Genomic DNA, 16,667 nt, shown 5'->3' with positions numbered 1-16,667 from the left:
AGGCTCGTGCCAGAGCGTTGGGGCGGTAAATTGATGTTGTCAGTGAGGGCGCCATCGCGAGCAAGCTCGCTCCCACAGTGGAACTGTTGCCAACCCTGGAAAAAGAGTTATCCACAGATCCCTGTGGGAGCGAGCTTGCTCACGATAGCTGTCGAAGGGGCAAAGCAGGAGAACCTGCCTTGCCCCAAGGGCTTAGAAGAACCCCAGCGGATTGATGTCGTAGCTCACCAGCAGGTTCTTGGTCTGCTGGTAGTGGTCGAGCATCATCTTGTGGGTTTCACGCCCGACGCCCGACTTCTTGTAGCCACCGAACGCGGCATGCGCCGGGTACAGGTGGTAGCAGTTGGTCCAGACGCGACCGGCCTTGATGGCCCGGCCCATGCGGTAGGCGCGGTTGATGTCGCGGGTCCACAGGCCGGCGCCGAGGCCGAACTCGGTGTCGTTGGCGATCGCCAGGGCTTCGGCTTCGTCCTTGAAGGTGGTGATGCTTACCACCGGGCCGAAGATTTCTTCCTGGAACACGCGCATCTTGTTGGTGCCCTTGAGCAGGGTCGGCTGGATGTAGTAGCCGCTGGCGAGGTTGCCTTCGAGTTTTTCCACCTGGCCGCCGGTCAGCAACTGGGCGCCTTCGCCCTTGGCGATTTCCAGGTACGAGAGGATTTTGTCGAACTGCTGCTCGGACGCCTGGGCGCCGACCATGGTGTCGGTGTCCAGCGGGTCGCCACGCTTGATCTGTTCGATCTTCTTCATCACCACTTGCATGAATTCGTCGTAGATCGACTCCTGGACCAGGGCGCGGGACGGGCAGGTGCAGACTTCACCCTGGTTGAAGAACGCCAGCACCAGGCCTTCGGCGGCTTTTTCGATGAAGCTCGGCTCGGCCTGCATGATGTCTTCGAAGAAGATATTCGGCGATTTGCCGCCCAGTTCCACGGTAGACGGGATGATGTTTTCGGCGGCGCATTTCATGATGTGCGAGCCCACCGGGGTGGAACCGGTGAAGGCGATCTTGGCGATGCGCTTGCTGGTGGCCAGGGCCTCGCCGGCCTCCTTGCCGAAGCCTTGCACCACGTTGAGCACGCCCGGCGGCAGCAGGTCGCCGATCAGTTCCATCAGCACGCAGATGCCCAGCGGGGTCTGCTCGGCGGGCTTGAGCACCACGCAGTTGCCGGCCGCCAGGGCCGGGGCGAGTTTCCAGGCGGCCATCAGCAGTGGGAAGTTCCACGGGATGATCTGCCCGACCACGCCCAGCGGCTCATGGATGTGGTAGGCCACGGTGTTGCCGTCGATCTCGGCGGCGGCGCCTTCCTGGGCCCGCAGGCAACCGGCGAAGTAACGGAAGTGGTCGGCGGCCAGGGGGATGTCGGCGTTGAGGGTTTCGCGTACGGCCTTGCCGTTGTCCCAGGATTCGGTGATCGCCAGGGTTTCGAGGTTCTGTTCGATGCGGTCGGCGATTTTCAGCAGGATCAGCGAACGGGCCTGGACCGAGGTGGCGCCCCAGGCATCCGCGGCGGCGTGGGCGGCGTCCAGGGCTTTTTCGATGTCTTCGGCCGTGGAGCGCGGGAATTCGGCAATGGGCTGGCCATTGACCGGGGAAGTATTGGTGAAGTACTGACCTTTGACAGGCGCGACGAACTCGCCGCCGATGTAGTTACCGTATTTGCTCTTGAACGAAACGATAGCGCCTTCAGTACCGGGGTGAGCGTAACGCATGATGAGTTCTCCTTGGCTTTTGTGCTTATACGGGAGGCCGCGCAAAATTGAGCGCCGGTAATCAAGCGTAGAGCAAAGGGCGGGCCATTGCCTTGCAGGGCCCGGAAATCAAGACTTTAGGAGGAGTTGCTCGGATAAACGGATGGGTTGTGTGGCGATAGCGGTACAGGCGGGGTGACAATTTGTGCCATCTCTGAGACAGCGAATGACTGAACGGTCGCGCCGGCATTGCATTGCCGGTTCAGCTGGAGGATGCTGGTTTTTTCACTCGATTGGCCTGCTAGACACCATTGTGGCGAGGGGATTTATCCCCGCTGGGGTGCGAAGCGCCCCCAAAGCAGCCAATTCGGTGAGTCTGACGCACGGTGCGTCCAGGTTTCAGGGCTGCTGCGCAGCCCAGCGGGGATAAATCCCCTCGCCACAGGTTAAGTGTTAAGCACAGGTTCGGTGTTCGACAGTTGCTCCAGCAGGAGAATAATAAGAGATGCACAGCAACCATCTGAGTCGCCATGCCCAGCAGGTCCTGACGGTCACCCAGGGCAAGGCCCATTTGCAGGGGCCTGGCAGCGATCCGTCGATTGCCCGTTCCTGGCTGCGCTGCCTTGAGGATTATCACCTCGACCCGGCCCAGAACCTTGCGCCGACGGTGCTTGAGCATGGCCGGGTGCTGGAAAGCCGCGAGCGCCTGCAACAGGTGCTGCACATCGCCGGCAACGAAATGACCAGCCTGCATCAGCAGCTCTCCGGCGCCGGCCATGCGGTGTTGCTGACCGACGCCCGCGGGGTGATCCTCAACTGCGTCACCGCCCCCAGCGAGCGCAAGATCTTCGAACGGGCCGGCCTCTGGCTCGGTGCCGACTGGAGCGAGGCTTGCGAGGGCACCAACGGCATCGGCACCTGCCTGGTGGAGCGCCAGGCCCTGACCATCCACCAGGAAGAACATTTTCGCGGTCGCCACACCGGCCTGACCTGCTCGGCCAGCCCGGTCTTCGACCCGCATGGCGAACTGCTGGCTGTGCTCGACGTGTCCTCGGCCCGGCCGGACGTGTCGCGCCAGAGCCAGTTCCACACTATGGCGCTGGTCAACCTCTCGGCCAAGATGATCGAGAGTTGCTATTTCCTGCGCTGCTTCGACAACCAATGGCTGCTGCGCTTTCATTTGCAGGCCGAGTCCGTGGGGCTGTTCAGCGAAGGGTTGCTGGCCTTCGACGGTGAAGGGCGGATTTGCGCCGTGAACCAGAGTGCGCTGAATTTGCTCGGGCACATTCGTGGCGGCTTGCTGGGCCAGCCGGTGGAAGCCTTTTTCGATTGTTCGCTGGATGAGTTGCTTGGACGGGCCAGCGCCCACGCCAGTGCCAGCTGGCCGTTGCGCACCCGTGACGGTCGGCACCTGTTTGCCGTGTTGCGAGGCCAGCCGCGTAGCGTGCCGGTTCCGCTGGCCCCGGCGCTCAAGCCCAGCGAGCCGGCGCGCCTGCCAGGGATCTGCCTGGGGGATGCGTCGTTGCAGGCGCATTTTCGCAAGGCGCTGCGGGTCTTCGAGCGGGACGTTCCCTTGCTGATCAACGGTGAAACCGGGTCCGGCAAGGAAGCCTTCGCCAAGGCCGTGCACCACGCCAGCCAGCGTGCCGGGAAACACTTCGTCGCCCTCAACTGCGCGGCCATCCCGGAAAGCCTGATCGAGAGCGAGCTGTTCGGCTATCGCGGCGGCAGCTTTACCGGCGCCCGCAAGGAAGGCATGCGCGGCAAGCTGCAACAGGCGGACGGCGGCACTTTGTTCCTGGACGAGATCGGCGACATGCCCCTGGCCTTGCAGACCCGGTTGCTGCGGGTGCTGGAGGATCGGCAGGTGGTGCCGATCGGTGGTGAGCCGGAGGCGGTGAACGTGCGCATCATCAGCGCCACTCACCGGCAGTTGTTCGAACGGGTGCAGGATGGCAGTTTCCGCGAAGACCTGTATTACCGGCTCAACGGCTTGGAAATCCCCCTGCCGGCGCTGCGTGAGCGCGGTGACAAAGCGCAGTTGCTGGATTTTCTGCTGGCCGAAGAGCGCGGCGCCGAGACGGTCACCCTCGACGAGCCGGCGCGCCAGGCGCTGCTGGCGTTCGACTGGCCGGGCAATGTGCGCCAGTTGCGCAACGTGCTGCGCACCCTCGTCGCGCTGTGCGAGGACGGGCGGATTGGCGTGGAGGACTTGCCGGCGATGATCCGTCAGGCGCGGCCGCCAGTCGAACCGGCACCTGCCACCGAACACCCGCTGGAAGATGCCGAACGGTTGGCGTTGCTCAATGCGCTGGAGCAGACGCGCTGGCACATGACCAACACGGCGGAGCAGTTAGGCATCAGCCGTAATACGCTGTATAGAAAGCTGCGCAAACACGCCATCGCCCGCTGACCCCCGATCCCACGGCCACTGAAAATCCTTTTGTGGGAGCGGGCTTGCTCGCGAAAGCAGCGTGTCAGCCGATGCATCTATTGAATGACCCACCGCATTCGCGAGCAAGCCCGCTCCCACAGGGTTCAGTGGTGTTCATCGGCCTGAGCATCAGGCAATTCCAAACACAAGGTGCGATTTCCCCCTCCCTAGGCTAACCTGCGGCCATGTTTTACGAGGTCGACTATGCACATCCATATTCTCGGTATTTGCGGCACTTTCATGGGTTCGATGGCGGTCCTGGCCAAGGAGCTGGGCCATCACGTGACCGGTTCCGACGCCAACGTCTACCCGCCGATGAGCACCCAACTGCAAGCCCAGGGCATTGAATTGACCCAAGGCTACGACCCGGCACAACTGGAGCCGGCGCCGGATCTGGTGGTGATCGGCAACGCCATGTCCCGGGGCAATCCCGCGGTGGAGTACGTGCTCAATAAAGGCCTGCCGTACGTGTCCGGGCCGCAGTGGCTGGCCGATCACGTGTTGCAGGGCCGCTGGGTACTGGCCGTGGCCGGCACCCATGGCAAGACCACCACCAGCAGCATGCTCGCCTGGGTGCTGGAGCACGCGGGCATGAGCCCGGGCTTCCTGATCGGCGGCGTGCCGCAGAATTTCTCGGTGTCGGCGCGCCTGGGCGGTACGCCGTTCTTCGTGATCGAGGCCGACGAGTACGACAGCGCGTTCTTCGATAAACGCTCGAAGTTCGTCCACTACCGTCCACGCACTGCGATCCTCAATAACCTTGAGTTCGATCATGCGGACATCTTCCCCGATCTTCCAGCCATCGAACGGCAGTTCCATCACCTGGTACGGACCATTCCAAGCGAAGGCCTGGTCATTCACCCGACCACCGAGCCGGCCTTGCAGCGGGTGATCGAAATGGGCTGCTGGACCCCGGTGCAAACCACCGGTGCGGGTGGGCAGTGGCAAGTGAAGTTGCTCAAGGACGACGGTTCGCAGTTCGAGGTGATGTTCGAAGGCCAGTCCCAAGGCGTGGTGGAGTGGGACCTGACTGGCCAGCACAACGTTGCCAACGCCCTGGCGACCCTGGCCGCGGCCCGGCATGTCGGCGTGGTGCCGGCCATGGGCGTGGCCGCGCTGAGCGCATTCAAGAGCGTCAAGCGGCGCATGGAGAAGGTCGCCGAGGTGCGTGGCATTACGATCTATGACGACTTCGCCCACCACCCTACCGCCATCGCCACCACCCTCGACGGCTTGCGCAAGCGTATTGGCGACGCGCCATTGATTGCGATCATCGAACCGCGCTCCAATTCCATGAAACTGGGCGCGCACCGCGATGGCCTGCCGGAAAGCGTGGTCGATGCCGATCAGGTGATCTGGTATGCGCCGGCCAACCTCGGCTGGGACCTGGGTGCCACCGCCGCACTGTGCAGCGTGCCTTCGATTGTCAGCGATTCGTTGGAAGGCATCATCGAACGTGTGAAAAGCCAGGCCCAACCCGGTACCCACGTGGTGATCATGAGCAATGGTGGCTTCGGCGGTCTGCACGGCAAGCTGGCCGAGGCGCTGCGATGAACAACGGTCCAGAGCGCATCACCCTGGCGATGACCGGCGCTTCCGGTGCCCAGTACGGCTTGCGCCTGCTCGATTGCCTGGTGCGGGAAGACCGCGAGGTGCACTTTCTCATCTCGAAGGCGGCGCAACTGGTGATGGCCACCGAGACCGACGTGACCTTGCCGCCCAAGCCCCAGATGATGCAGGCCTTCCTCACCGAATACACCGGCGCGGCGGATGGACAGATTCGCGTGTACGGCAAGGAAGACTGGATGTCGCCGGTGGCGTCCGGTTCCGGCGCGCCGGCCGCCATGGTGGTGGTGCCGTGCTCAACCGGGACGTTGTCGGCGATTGCCACCGGGGCGTGCAACAACCTGATCGAACGGGCCGCGGACGTGACCCTCAAGGAGCGCCGCCAACTGATCCTGGTGCCGCGGGAAGCGCCGTATTCGAGCATTCACCTGGAGCACATGCTCAAGTTGTCGAACATGGGCGTGACCATCCTGCCGGCCTCGCCAGGCTTCTATCACCAGCCCCAGACCATCGACGACCTGATCGATTTCGTGGTGGCGCGGATCCTCAACCTGCTGAACATCCCTCAGGACATGCTGCCGCGCTGGGGCGAGCATCATTTGAGCAGCGATGAATAAGATCCTGATGGTACTGCTGGCGCTGCAACTGACCGGTTGCGCCACCGCTCGCACGCTGGACGCGGCCAAGCCCGGTGCGCCGGTGGTGTATGCGGGCACACGGCTGGACCTCTACGCCCTCAATGGCGGCTGCTGCGCCAAGGACCGTTTCGGCGCCGAGGCCCCGAGCTATCCCGGCGTCGATCTGCCGGCCAGTGCGTTGCTCGATACCGTGTTGTTGCCGTTGTCGCTGTTCACGGCGATGGGGGTGGGGTTCCGGGCGACTGGCGGGATGTGATTGAAAGACTTGGGGCTGCTGCGCAGCCCAGCGGGAGCAAGCTCCCTCGCTACGGGGGGACTGAGAGAGGAAGCCCATCGCGAGCAGGCTCGCGATGGTGTCTGGCCAGGCGATACCGAATTACTTACCCAACTTACGCAACTCATCCGACTCTACCACCCGCACCCCGTCCTGTTCCTCCAGCGCCAGGCGCCACATGGCGCGGGCCAGTTGGCAGGCTTCGATGCCGTGGTATTTGCCTGGGATCAGCTTCGACAACGGCCCGGCCAGTTGCTCGGCCAGGCGAGGTTCGACGCGGTCGCCCAGCAGCAGGGAAGGCCGGCAGAGTGTGAGCTGCGGCCAGTCCTGGGCCCTGAGGGCCTCTTCCATTTCGCCCTTGACCCGGTTGTAGAAAATCGATGACTTGGGGTCGGCCCCCAGCGCGCTGATCGCCACCAGGTGCCGGGCGCCCAGCTCCCGGGCGCGCTTGGCGAAGGCCACGACCAGCTCCAGGTCCACCGCGCGAAAGGCCTGTTCCGAACCGGCTTTCTTGATGGTGGTGCCAAGGCAGCAAAAGGCGATGTCGACCCGGCCGCTGAGGCGGGGCAGCACCTCGGCCGGTTCCCCAACCGGGTTTTCCAGGTGCGGATGCCCGGCCAGTGGTCGGCGGGAAGGTGCCAGGACCCGGCTGATGGTCGGCTCGTTGAGCAGCCGGTCCAGCAGGTGTTCTCCGGTCAACCCGGTGGCACCAGCGAGCAAAACATGCTGAGGTGTCAAGTACATAGTGTTTCCCCCTTGATACGGTTCAGCTTAGTTGCTCTTTGTGGCCTCGTCGTTCAATGCAGCACTTTGCAATGCTTTTCGCGCCTGTTGCTTGCGCAGCAGTTGCCAGTGGGAAAGGACAGTCCTGGGTGCCCAGATCTGCGGCTCGGAAGCTTCGAAATTGTCCGCCTGCTCGCGCTCGGCGACGGTGGCCTTGGCCTTCTTGAAGGCCTGCTCCAGGTCGTCGGTCTGGTTCAGCGCCTGGGCAAACAGTGCATCGCCGAAATAGGTGAAGTTGGCTTCCTCGGAGCAGCCGAAGGACACCCGGTCGGCCCGCGAGGCGGTCATGACCAGGGTACGTTCATCCTTGAGCGCCGGGATGAAACCGCCGGAGTAGCAGGCTGAGATCACCACGATCTTGTCGCGGTTCTTTAGCGGCGCCAGGACCGCGGCCAGTTCGTCGGCGGGCAGGTCGGCCAGCTCCATGCGGGGCTGGTCGAGCACCAGTTCATGCTCGCTGGTGCCGTGGCTGGTCAGGTAGATGAAAATCAGGTCTTCCGGGCCGCTGCGTTCGGCCAGGGTGGCGGCGGCGCGGCGCAGGCTTTCGCGGCTGGCCATGGGCCGGTCACCGAGGTGATCGCGGTGGTTCACCAGGCGGATCTGCCCGAAGGCGCCGAAACGGCTGGCGAGCATGTTGGCGACGTAGTCGGATTCGCGCAGGAACACGCTCTGCTTGCCATCGCCACCCAGGGTCAGGCTGTACAGCTCCACCGCCGGGGTGGAGGCGGGGATATTGGCGAGGGCGTCGTCCAGCAGGCGGCCCTGGGCCAGCAGGCCAAGTTCCAGCACGTCCGGCAGCAGCCGGCCATCGGCGTCGCGTACCCGTTGGCCCTTGGCCCAGGTGCCGCTTTGCACGGTGCCGTCAGTCAATGCCAGGGTGCCGCGCCCGTGGTAGCTGTCGTTCTCGAACTGGCCGACGTAGAAGCTGCCGTCGGGCAGGTTCAGGCGCCCCTGGCCGGTGAATCGCCACTCGTTGAATTGCCCGAGGTAATGGCTGCCATCGGCCCCGATCAATTCACCCTTGCCGGTCAGCGCGCCGTCCTTGAACTGGCCGATCCAGACGTCGCCGTCAGCGTTTTCGTAACGGCCGCGACCGTTGAGTTGGTTGTTCCTGAAACCGCCGACATAGACGTCGCCGTCGGCGCTGTTGAAGGTCCCCTTGCCTTGCAGTTGGCCGTCGACGAAGTGCCCGGTGAACTGGTTGCCGCTGGCATCGAAGCGCTGGCCTTCGCCGTTGGGCTTGCCATTGACGAAGGGGCCCTGGTACTGGCTGCCGTCGTCGAGCTCCAGGCGCCCGAGGCCTGAGTACCGGTCGGCCTTGAACTCGCCGCGGTAGGTCATGCCGTTTTCCTTGAGCGTGCCTTCGCCGTCGCGCCGGCCCTGCTTGAAGCCACCGGTGTAGCTGCTGGTGGGCGTGGTCAGGCTGCCCTGGCCGTGGAACAGGCCGTGCTGGAACTGGCCGCGGTAGACCTCGCCGTTGCTGCCGTGCCATTCCCCGGTGCCGTGCCACTGGCCCTTGTCGAACTGCCCGGCGTACCAGCTGCCGTTGGGGTAGTCGATACGCCCCTGGCCTTGCAGCAGGCCGTCCACCAGGTCGCCGCGATAGCGTCCGCCGTCGGGCAGGCGCGCGTCGGGAGGCAGCAGCGATTCGCCGTCGCCGCAGGCGGTGAGCAACAGGGTCAGGGTCAGCGGAACGAGTAAGCGCATAACGGGATCCAGGTCATCAGGCCACGAGTATGCCGCAGCTGCACCCTCTGGATACAGAGAAGCGATGCGAAACAGCCCTGGGCGGTTTCGCAACCGCGAAGGTCTACACGAAGCAGAGCGACAGTGGCTCGGCGATGTAGGCGGGTTTTTCCGAACCTTCGATTTCCAGCGTGGCGGTGGCCTTGAGCAGCCATTGACCGGGCTTCTTCTCGGTGACGTCCACCAGTTCGACCTTGAGCCGGACCTTGGAATCGACTTTCACCGGCTGGATGAAACGCACGCTGTCGAGCCCATAGTTGACGACCATCTTCACGCCCTCGGGCAGGATCAGGATGTCTTCCATCAGCTTGGGCATCAGCGACAACGACAGGAAACCGTGGGCGATGGTGCTGCCAAACGGGGTTTGCGCGGCCTTGACCGGATCGACGTGGATGAACTGAAAGTCGCCAGTGGCTTCGGCGAACAGGTTGATGCGGTCCTGGTCGATGGTAAGCCAATCGGAACGTCCAAGTTCCTTGCCGACATAATCTTTGAGCGCTGCAACGGGGACGTAGGGCATTGAGACTCTCCTTGGGTTCATCGGTATTGTCTTTTTCTGGAGCGGGGACTTGCGCCCCCGGAGAACCACTGTAGATCAACATGGCACGCACGTAAGGTCACCGACCATGCTTTTTACGAATGCCGACCCATAGCGCGGGCATGCTTATAATGCGGGCGCATTCTTTGCGATTCCGTTCACTTGACGTGCGCGTTCGATTCCGTGGCGAGGGGGCTTGCTCCCGCTTGAGTGCGCAGCGCTCATAAAATGGGGCCGCTGCGCAGCCCAGCGGGAGCAAGCTCCCTCGCCACACCGTCACGTCGTGAACCGAGTTGGCGCGTTCATTGGATCTGTTGCAGGGGAGAGAGCGGATGTTGCTACGGGGCCTGACCTGGCTGGTGCTGTTCCAATTGCTGGGCACTGCGATCAATCATTTGTTCCTGCCGGTGTTGCCCGGGCCCATCGTGGGCCTGCTGCTGTTGCTGGGCTACCTGATCATGCGCGGCGAAGTCAGTGAGCCGCTGAGCCTGGCCGCCGGCAGCCTGTTGCGCTACTTGCCGTTGTTGCTGGTCCCGCCGGCGGTGGGGGTGATGGTCTATGCGCGGGCCATCGCGGCCGATTTCTGGGCCATCGTCGGTGCATTGACCTTGTCGTTGATCCTGTCCGTGGCCCTGACCGGGGTGCTGATGCAGCGCCTGGCACGGCGTCACGTCGCCGCGGCGGAGGAGAGCGAATGATCCTCGACTGGCAAGGCGCCTGGACCTCGGTGATCCATCATCCGCTGTTCGGCATCGGCATCACCCTGGGCGCCTATCAACTGGTATTGGCGGCGTTCGAAAAGACCCGTTGGGTGTTCCTGCAGCCGGTGCTGATGTCGATGGTGCTGCTGATCGGCGTGCTGGTCGGTTGCGGCATTGGTTACGCCGAATACCGCAAGAGCACTGAAATCCTCAGCATCCTGCTGGGGCCGGCCACGGTCGCCCTGGCGGTGCCGTTGTATTTGAACCTGCGGCGGATCCGCCAATTGTTCTGGCCGATTTTTACTACGCTGGTGATAGCCGGGGTGGTCGCCACCGGCTCTGCGGTGCTGCTGGGCTGGGTGTTCGGCGCCGAGCACATGATTCTGATGACCATGGCGCCCAAGTCCGTGACCTCGCCGATCGCCATGCTGGTGGCCGAGCAGATTGGCGGCGTGGCGGCCATGGCGGCGGTGTTCGTCTTGATCACGGGCGTGCTTGGGGCGATTCTGGGCCCGAGCATCCTCAACGGGTTGAAGGTGCACAGCCCCGAGGCCCGCGGTATGGCCCTGGGATTGGCGGCCCATGCGGTGGGCACGTCCGTGGCCTTGCAGGAAAGCGAAGAGTCCGGCGCTTTTGCGGCGCTGGCGATGAGTCTGATGGGCGTAGCCACGGCGGTGTTGCTGCCGTTGGTGGTGTCGATGACAGTCTAAGGAACTGGTTATGAGCTTGCCGCTTTTCCCGTTGAACACTGTGTTGTTCCCCGGTTGCATCCTCGATTTGCAGATTTTCGAGGCGCGCTACCTCGACATGATCGGCCGCTGCATGAAAAAAGGCGAAGGGTTCGGAGTGGTGTGCATCCTCGATGGCGAGGAAGTGGGCTTTGCCCCGGAAGGTTATGCGCGGGTGGGCTGCGAGGCGCTGATCACCGACTTTTCCCAGCAGGACAACGGCCTGTTGGGCATCCGCGTGAAGGGCGGGCGGCGTTTTATTGTGCATGGCAGCAGCGTCCAGGCGGATCAGTTGACGGTCGCCGATGTCGAGTGGCTGGAGGACGAGCCGGAGCAACCGCTGCAGGACGAGGACGCTGACCTGGTGGCGTTGCTCAAGGCCCTGGCCGAGCACCCGATGGTCGAAGCCTTGAACATGGGCACCGAAGCGACCGGCCAGCAATCGCTGGCCAACCAGCTGGCCTATCTGTTGCCGTTCAACGAACTGGACAAGATCGACCTGCTGCAACTCGATGACCCACAGCAGCGCCTGGATGCGATCCAGGCCTTGCTCGATGAGTTGCAGGGCGAACTCTTCGCCTGACCCCACACGGATCTCCAGTGCTCATTGGTCCGCCGCTCAGTAGGCATACCGTAGCAGGCCATGGGGCAGGTGCCGGAAGCTGAAGAAGCTGAACGCGGCCACCATCGCCGGCAGGATCAGCCACCAGATTTTCGGCGGCATGGCCGGTAGCGGTGCCTGGCGCTGGCTCAGCCACAGGACGGCGGCGCAGACACAGGCGGCGAGCATGGCGCCGGCGATGATGTCGCTCGGCCAATGAGCACCGAGATAAACCCGCGACAAGGCAATCGCCAGCGCCGGCAGGCAGCCCAGCAGCAGCCAGGTCAGGCGCAGGCGGGGCGGTTGGCCGCGACCGGCCAGGACGGCCAGCGCTAGGAACAGCGCGAACGCACCAGAGGCATGGCCGCTGGGCATGCTGTAGCTGGTCAGTGGGTCGGTGAGAATTTCTGGGCGCACACGGGCGAAGAAGTGCTTGCTGCCGGTATTGGCCAGGGAGGTGAGCAGCATCGTGCCGCCGGCGAAGATTGCCTGCCGCCATTGGCGCGCCAATAACAGCAGGCCGGTCAGCAGGGAGCTGAAGATCAGCATGAAGTGGAATTCGCCGATCAGCGTGAAGGTCACGGCGATTTCGTCCAGCGTCGGGCTGCGGTGCTCCTGGACCAGCGTCATCAACCCCTGGTCGAAGGCTGTGAGGTAGCGAAAGCCGATGAACAGGCCGATCAGGATCACCAGGCCCAGGCCGGCAATCAGCGCGGTGGCATGCCGGTGACGGCGCATGCTGCTGTTGACGCTCAGGCCGATCATCACCGCGATGCTGCCGACCACCACCCCGGCCTGTGGCCAGAAACCTTCGGGCAGTGGCAGGCGGAACGCCGCGCCGGTGGCCCAGCCGGGCAGCAGGTACGCCACGGTCCAGCCGGAGGCGGCCAGCAGGCTGACGGCGGCGAAGCGCGGGAACGGCATGTCACACATCCCGGCCACCATCGGCAGCATCGGCCTGAGTGGGCCGATGAAGCGCCCCACCAGCAGGCTGGCGATGCCGTAGCGCTGGAAGTAGCTCTCGGCCGCGTTCATCCATTCCGGGTGGTGCCGCAGCCCTGGCAGACGCCGGATGTTCTGGTGGAAGTGGCGGCCGAGGAAATACGACACCAGGTCCCCCAGCAAGCCGCCGAGCAACCCCAGCAGCAGCGTCTCGCCCAGCGACAGCGCACCGCTGCCGGCCAGCACCGCGATCGCGAACAACAACACCGTGCCCGGCACGATCAACCCGGCAATCGCCAGGCATTCCACGCAGGCGACGATGAACACCGCCACCGCCAGCCATTGCGGATTGACACTCAGCCAGCCGGTGATGCTATCGAGCCATTGGCTCATAAGAACAACTCCATCGAAGATTGATCGGCATGCACCGAACCCCCTGTGGGATTCTGTTGTGAACACAAAACCTGCGGTCACTGAAGATCAACTGTGGGAGCGAGCTTGCTCGCGATTACGGTGTGTCAGTCAACATCCATTCAGTTGACTCGACGCTATCGCGAGCAAGCTCGCTCCCACAGGGTTGTGCGGTGTGTTTATGAAAGCAAAAAATAATCGCGACCTTCGACCTGTCCGCGTCGCAGCGGGTTCCGGGTGCACCAGGGGGCATAGGCCGCATCGACGAAGCGGTAGGGCAGGTGCTCGTCGCGCCCTTGCGGGATCCCCAGGCGGGTGGTCTGGATGACATTGACCGTCGGCACATCGACATCTTCCACCAGCAGGCGCTCGGGGTCGAAGCGTTTGGCGTCCCATTCCGGCACTTTCAGCCCGAGAGCCTTGCACAGCAGGGTCTGGCCGGCGCAGAGCTTCTGCGGCGTGCGCGGCTGGCCCTGGGCGTCGGGGTTGTTCAGCAGCATCTGCGCCAGGCTCGCCGGGCCGGAGACGGCATCGACCCACGGATAGGCCGACTTGATCAGCACGGCATTGCCTGGGCCCTGGGCGCTGAAGTTCAGCGAATCACCGCCCCGGGCGTAATACATATAGATGTGGCCGCCATCCAGAAACAAAGCCTTACGTTTTTCCGTGTAGCCGAGCGAGGCGTGGCTGCCTTTTTCGGCGAAGTAATACGCTTCGGTCTCGATGATCCGCGCGCTGAGCCACAGGTCCCCGACCTTGTGGCGGATGACCTTGCCCAGCAGGTCCCGGGCAAGCACTTGGGCGTCGCGATCGAAAAAGCCGTGGGGCAGGGCCTTGGGCTGGGGCGAAGGGGTTGGATCGGTCATGGCGATAGACGCAGTGAGGCCAAAGGAAGGGCGATGATAGCAATGCGAAGCTTAATCACCACTGAACACGCACGTGAACCGCGGCTGTCGGCGTCTTTTTGATCCTCCGCCGGTCACCGCTGTGAGTCCATGCTGTTAGTCGAGGGTTACGACAGCTATAATCTGCCGCTTTCCTCACCGCCAAGACCACACAGACCATGACTGAGTCCGTTCTTGACTACATGACCCGCCTGGGTCGCGCCGCTCGCGACGCGTCGCGCATCATCGGCCGTGCCAGCACCGCGCAGAAGAACCGCGCCCTGCAAGCCGCCGCCAATGCGCTGGACGCCGCTCGCGCCGAGTTGTCCGCCGCCAACGAACTGGACCTGGCCGCCGGCCGGGCCAATGGCCTGGAGCCGGCGATGCTCGAACGTCTGGCGCTGACCCCGGCCCGCATCGACGGCATGATCGTCGGCTTGCGTCAGGTCGCGGCATTGCCGGACCCGGTCGGCGCGATCCGCGACATGAGCTACCGGCCGTCGGGCATCCAGGTGGGCAAGATGCGCGTGCCGCTGGGTGTGGTCGGGATCATCTACGAGTCGCGGCCGAACGTGACCATCGATGCCGCGAGCCTGTGCCTGAAGTCGGGTAACGCGACCATCCTGCGCGGCGGTTCCGAGGCGATTCATTCCAACCGTGCCATCGCCGCCTGCATCCAGCGCGGTCTGGCCGAGGCCGATCTGCCGGCGGCCGTCGTGCAAGTGGTGGAAACCACCGACCGCGCCGCCGTCGGCGCGCTGATCAGCATGCCGGAGTTCGTCGACGTCATCGTCCCGCGCGGTGGCAAGGGCCTGATCGAGCGGATCAGCCGTGACGCCCGCGTGCCGGTGATCAAGCACCTGGACGGCATCTGCCACGTCTACGTCAGTGCCCACGCCGAGTTGCCGAAGGCCCAGCGCATTGCCTTCAATGCCAAGACCTACCGTTATGGCATCTGTGGCGCGATGGAAACCCTGCTGGTGGACCAGGCCGTGGCCCAGGCCTTCCTGCCGGCGATGGCGGCCCAGTTCCGCGAAAAAGGCGTCGAGCTGCGTGGGTGCGAGCGCACCCGGGCGATCATCGAGGCGGTGGCCGCCACCGAGCAGGACTGGGACACCGAATACCTGGCGCCGATCCTGTCGATCCGCGTGGTCGACGGGCTGGACCAGGCCATCGAGCACATCAATCGCCACGGCTCCCATCACACCGACGCCATCGTCAGCGAGCACCAGGGCGAAGCCCGGCGCTTCGTCGCCGAGGTGGACTCGGCCTCGGTGATGATCAACACCCCGACCTGCTTCGCCGACGGTTTCGAATACGGATTGGGTGCCGAGATCGGCATTTCTACTGATAAGCTGCATGCCCGCGGCCCGGTGGGCCTCGAAGGCCTGACCTGCGAGAAGTACATCGTGGTGGGCGACGGCCAGTTGCGCGGGCAGGAGCCGGCCTGACTTGGGCGACCTTGACGCACTGGCCCCTATGACTAAGACCGCTGTGACGGCGACCACCGCGCCAAAGCGCATCGGCATCCTGGGCGGCACGTTCGACCCGGTGCACATCGGCCATTTGCGCGGTGCGCTGGAAGTGGCCGATGCCCTGGGCCTCGATGAGCTACGTCTGACGCCCAGCGCCAGGCCGCCTCATCGGGAGATGCCGAGGGTTTCGGCGCAAGACCGTCTGGCGATGGTCGAGTGCGCGGTGGCCGGTGTGGCGCCGTTGGTCGTGGACGCCCGTGAATTGCTGCGGGACAAGCCGTCCTACTCCATTGACACCCTGGAGCTGATGCGCGCCGAACTGGCCGCCGATGCCCAGGTTTTTCTGCTTCTGGGCTGGGACGCATTTTGCGGCCTGCCCACTTGGCACCGCTGGGAAGAGTTGCTCCAGCATTGCCACATCCTGGTGCTGCAACGCCCGGATGCCGACAGCGAGCCGCCGGATGCCTTGCGCAACCTGCTGGCGGCACGCTCGGTGAGCGACCCGCTGGCCCTGAAAGGGCCGAGCGGACAGATTGCATTCGTCTGGCAGACGCCGCTCGCGGTATCCGCCACCCAGATCCGTCAACTGCTGGCCAGCGGTAAGTCGGTACGTTTCCTGGTGCCCGACGCGGTCCTGGCCTACATCGATGCGCACGGGCTGTACCGTGCGTCGAACTGAAAGAGGCGCGCTTCAAGGCACGTGAATGCGTGTAGCGAAGCGCCCGAACACATGAGCAAAACGAGTTTTATATGACTGACAAAGACGTAAGCAAAGTTAAGCGCAAGGGCACGTTCAAGAGCGCCCCGCTGCCGGTAGAGGCCCACGTGGGCGCCGCATTGGCCGGCGAAGAGCTGGTCAAGGTGTCCGTTGCCGCCCTGGAAGACGTCAAGGCCCAGGACATCCAGGTGATCGACGTTCGTGACAAGCAGAGCATCACCGACTTCATGATCATCGCCACCGGTACCTCCAACCGCCAGATCGGCGCGATGCTGGACAAGGTCCGCGAAGCGGTCAAGGCCCAGGGCGTCAAGCCGTTGGGCGAAGAAGGCAAGGGCGACAGCGACTGGGTCCTGCTGGACATGGATGACGTCATCGTGCACATGATGACCGCCTCGGCCCGCCAGTTCTATGACCTGGAGCGCCTGTGGGCCGGTGCCGAGCAGAGCCGTGCGGCGGATGCCCGTCACCACAGCCCGGAAAACACCCATGAGCACTTCACCAAGCTCAACAAAGACCAGCAGTAAGGGTTCGCT

The 16,667-nt window shown here is 64.0% G+C and carries 16 protein-coding genes and 1 pseudogene; 11 read left to right on the top strand and 6 right to left on the bottom strand.

Features of this window, described 5'->3' with window-relative positions; genetic code table 11:
- Positions 1 to 192: 192 nt before the first annotated feature.
- Positions 193 to 1,713 carry an aldehyde dehydrogenase family protein gene (locus V5F23_RS24605; protein ID WP_042732236.1) on the bottom strand — a complete coding sequence of 507 codons (1,521 nt, stop codon included), beginning with the start codon at positions 1,711 to 1,713 and terminating at the stop codon, positions 193 to 195.
- A gap of 484 nt (positions 1,714 to 2,197) precedes the next feature.
- On the opposite strand from V5F23_RS24605, the gene V5F23_RS24600 reads away from it, so the two are divergent.
- The 5 genes and pseudogenes from V5F23_RS24600 to V5F23_RS24580 all read left to right on the top strand — a co-directional run bounded on the left by V5F23_RS24600 (position 2,198) and on the right by V5F23_RS24580 (position 6,586).
- Positions 2,198 to 4,105, top strand: a complete 1,908-nt coding sequence (locus V5F23_RS24600; RefSeq protein ID WP_047736349.1) for a sigma-54-dependent Fis family transcriptional regulator — start codon at positions 2,198 to 2,200, stop codon at positions 4,103 to 4,105.
- Positions 4,102 to 4,227, top strand: a pseudogene (locus V5F23_RS24595) (metal ABC transporter ATP-binding protein); the annotation flags it as partial. The gene V5F23_RS24600 and the pseudogene V5F23_RS24595, both read left to right, overlap by 4 nt.
- Before the next feature lie 103 nt (positions 4,228 to 4,330).
- Positions 4,331 to 5,680 (top strand): UDP-N-acetylmuramate:L-alanyl-gamma-D-glutamyl-meso-diaminopimelate ligase, encoded by a 1,350-nt coding sequence (mpl, locus tag V5F23_RS24590; protein ID WP_047736348.1) that lies wholly within the window; start codon positions 4,331 to 4,333, stop codon positions 5,678 to 5,680.
- Positions 5,677 to 6,309, top strand: a complete 633-nt coding sequence (gene ubiX, locus V5F23_RS24585) for a flavin prenyltransferase UbiX (RefSeq protein ID WP_042732905.1) — start codon at positions 5,677 to 5,679, stop codon at positions 6,307 to 6,309. The genes mpl and ubiX overlap by 4 nt, the downstream gene beginning before the upstream one ends.
- The gene (locus tag V5F23_RS24580; RefSeq protein WP_042732906.1) at positions 6,302 to 6,586 is read left to right on the top strand and encodes a YceK/YidQ family lipoprotein; all 285 of its coding nucleotides are present in this window, start codon (positions 6,302 to 6,304) and stop codon (positions 6,584 to 6,586) included. The genes ubiX and V5F23_RS24580 overlap by 8 nt, the downstream gene beginning before the upstream one ends.
- A gap of 120 nt (positions 6,587 to 6,706) precedes the next feature.
- Here the strand turns inward: V5F23_RS24580 and V5F23_RS24575 are convergent, their stop codons facing one another.
- The 3 genes from V5F23_RS24575 to V5F23_RS24565 form a co-directional block, all read right to left on the bottom strand.
- Complete coding sequence (locus tag V5F23_RS24575; protein WP_123579642.1) at positions 6,707 to 7,348, bottom strand: oxidoreductase; 642 nt, start codon at positions 7,346 to 7,348, stop codon at positions 6,707 to 6,709.
- Between the two features lie 27 nt (positions 7,349 to 7,375).
- Entirely contained in the window at positions 7,376 to 9,094 is a 1,719-nt protein-coding gene (locus V5F23_RS24570) for a C13 family peptidase (protein WP_042733016.1), read from the bottom strand.
- Positions 9,095 to 9,197: 103 nt separating this feature from the next.
- Positions 9,198 to 9,653 (bottom strand): MaoC family dehydratase, encoded by a 456-nt coding sequence (locus tag V5F23_RS24565; RefSeq protein ID WP_047736345.1) that lies wholly within the window; start codon positions 9,651 to 9,653, stop codon positions 9,198 to 9,200.
- A 350-nt stretch (positions 9,654 to 10,003) separates the two neighbouring features.
- Here V5F23_RS24565 and V5F23_RS24560 point away from each other — a divergent pair, with 350 nt between their 5' ends.
- From V5F23_RS24560 to V5F23_RS24550, 3 genes are read left to right on the top strand one after another with little or no spacing between them, the layout of a single operon-like run.
- On the top strand, positions 10,004 to 10,369 hold the full coding sequence (locus V5F23_RS24560; RefSeq protein ID WP_042730306.1) for a CidA/LrgA family protein: 366 nt from the start codon (positions 10,004 to 10,006) through the stop codon (positions 10,367 to 10,369).
- On the top strand, positions 10,366 to 11,082 hold the full coding sequence (locus V5F23_RS24555) for an LrgB family protein (protein ID WP_042730305.1): 717 nt from the start codon (positions 10,366 to 10,368) through the stop codon (positions 11,080 to 11,082). The genes V5F23_RS24560 and V5F23_RS24555 overlap by 4 nt, the downstream gene beginning before the upstream one ends.
- Before the next feature lie 10 nt (positions 11,083 to 11,092).
- Positions 11,093 to 11,683, top strand: coding sequence for an LON peptidase substrate-binding domain-containing protein (locus V5F23_RS24550; RefSeq protein ID WP_042730304.1), 591 nt, complete (start codon positions 11,093 to 11,095; stop codon positions 11,681 to 11,683).
- A gap of 36 nt (positions 11,684 to 11,719) precedes the next feature.
- Here the strand turns inward: V5F23_RS24550 and V5F23_RS24545 are convergent, their stop codons facing one another.
- Both V5F23_RS24545 and V5F23_RS24540 read right to left on the bottom strand, forming a co-directional pair.
- Positions 11,720 to 13,036 carry a bifunctional DedA family/phosphatase PAP2 family protein gene (locus V5F23_RS24545; RefSeq protein WP_042730303.1) on the bottom strand — a complete coding sequence of 439 codons (1,317 nt, stop codon included), beginning with the start codon at positions 13,034 to 13,036 and terminating at the stop codon, positions 11,720 to 11,722.
- A gap of 197 nt (positions 13,037 to 13,233) precedes the next feature.
- The gene (locus tag V5F23_RS24540) at positions 13,234 to 13,920 is read right to left on the bottom strand and encodes a DNA-3-methyladenine glycosylase (protein ID WP_042730302.1); all 687 of its coding nucleotides are present in this window, start codon (positions 13,918 to 13,920) and stop codon (positions 13,234 to 13,236) included.
- 197 nt (positions 13,921 to 14,117) lie between these two features.
- Between V5F23_RS24540 and V5F23_RS24535 the strand changes: the two genes are divergently transcribed.
- The 3 genes from V5F23_RS24535 to rsfS all read left to right on the top strand — a co-directional run bounded on the left by V5F23_RS24535 (position 14,118) and on the right by rsfS (position 16,658).
- Positions 14,118 to 15,389 carry a glutamate-5-semialdehyde dehydrogenase gene (locus V5F23_RS24535; RefSeq protein WP_212803061.1) on the top strand — a complete coding sequence of 424 codons (1,272 nt, stop codon included), beginning with the start codon at positions 14,118 to 14,120 and terminating at the stop codon, positions 15,387 to 15,389.
- 28 nt (positions 15,390 to 15,417) lie between these two features.
- A complete protein-coding gene (gene nadD / locus V5F23_RS24530) occupies positions 15,418 to 16,092 on the top strand; it encodes a nicotinate-nucleotide adenylyltransferase (RefSeq protein WP_042730309.1) in 675 nt (224 codons plus the stop codon).
- A gap of 71 nt (positions 16,093 to 16,163) precedes the next feature.
- A complete protein-coding gene (gene rsfS, locus V5F23_RS24525) occupies positions 16,164 to 16,658 on the top strand; it encodes a ribosome silencing factor (protein WP_042730300.1) in 495 nt (164 codons plus the stop codon).
- Positions 16,659 to 16,667: the final 9 nt, after the last annotated feature.

This window comes from Pseudomonas sp. WP18 (assembly GCF_036689585.1).
In the GTDB taxonomy this organism is placed as follows: Bacteria; Pseudomonadota; Gammaproteobacteria; order Pseudomonadales; family Pseudomonadaceae; genus Aquipseudomonas; species Aquipseudomonas chlororaphis_E.
This window is presented reverse-complemented; position numbering and strand designations above follow the sequence as displayed.

Bases quoted from the DNA above. Each gene is read 5' to 3' on its own strand.
- nadD (WP_042730309.1), top strand. From the start codon at position 15,418: ATGACTAAGACCGCTGTGACGGCGACCACCGCGCCAAAGCGCATCGGC.
- V5F23_RS24570 (WP_042733016.1), bottom strand. From the start codon at position 9,094: ATGCGCTTACTCGTTCCGCTGACCCTGACCCTGTTGCTCACCGCCTGC.
- V5F23_RS24575 (WP_123579642.1), bottom strand. From the start codon at position 7,348: ATGTACTTGACACCTCAGCATGTTTTGCTCGCTGGTGCCACCGGGTTG.
- rsfS (WP_042730300.1), top strand. From the start codon at position 16,164: ATGACTGACAAAGACGTAAGCAAAGTTAAGCGCAAGGGCACGTTCAAG.
- V5F23_RS24600 (WP_047736349.1), top strand. From the start codon at position 2,198: ATGCACAGCAACCATCTGAGTCGCCATGCCCAGCAGGTCCTGACGGTC.
- mpl (WP_047736348.1), top strand. From the start codon at position 4,331: ATGCACATCCATATTCTCGGTATTTGCGGCACTTTCATGGGTTCGATG.
- V5F23_RS24560 (WP_042730306.1), top strand. From the start codon at position 10,004: ATGTTGCTACGGGGCCTGACCTGGCTGGTGCTGTTCCAATTGCTGGGC.
- V5F23_RS24535 (WP_212803061.1), top strand. From the start codon at position 14,118: ATGACTGAGTCCGTTCTTGACTACATGACCCGCCTGGGTCGCGCCGCT.
- V5F23_RS24550 (WP_042730304.1), top strand. From the start codon at position 11,093: ATGAGCTTGCCGCTTTTCCCGTTGAACACTGTGTTGTTCCCCGGTTGC.
- V5F23_RS24580 (WP_042732906.1), top strand. From the start codon at position 6,302: ATGAATAAGATCCTGATGGTACTGCTGGCGCTGCAACTGACCGGTTGC.
- V5F23_RS24545 (WP_042730303.1), bottom strand. From the start codon at position 13,036: ATGAGCCAATGGCTCGATAGCATCACCGGCTGGCTGAGTGTCAATCCG.
- V5F23_RS24555 (WP_042730305.1), top strand. From the start codon at position 10,366: ATGATCCTCGACTGGCAAGGCGCCTGGACCTCGGTGATCCATCATCCG.
- ubiX (WP_042732905.1), top strand. From the start codon at position 5,677: ATGAACAACGGTCCAGAGCGCATCACCCTGGCGATGACCGGCGCTTCC.
- V5F23_RS24540 (WP_042730302.1), bottom strand. From the start codon at position 13,920: ATGACCGATCCAACCCCTTCGCCCCAGCCCAAGGCCCTGCCCCACGGC.
- V5F23_RS24605 (WP_042732236.1), bottom strand. From the start codon at position 1,713: ATGCGTTACGCTCACCCCGGTACTGAAGGCGCTATCGTTTCGTTCAAG.
- V5F23_RS24565 (WP_047736345.1), bottom strand. From the start codon at position 9,653: ATGCCCTACGTCCCCGTTGCAGCGCTCAAAGATTATGTCGGCAAGGAA.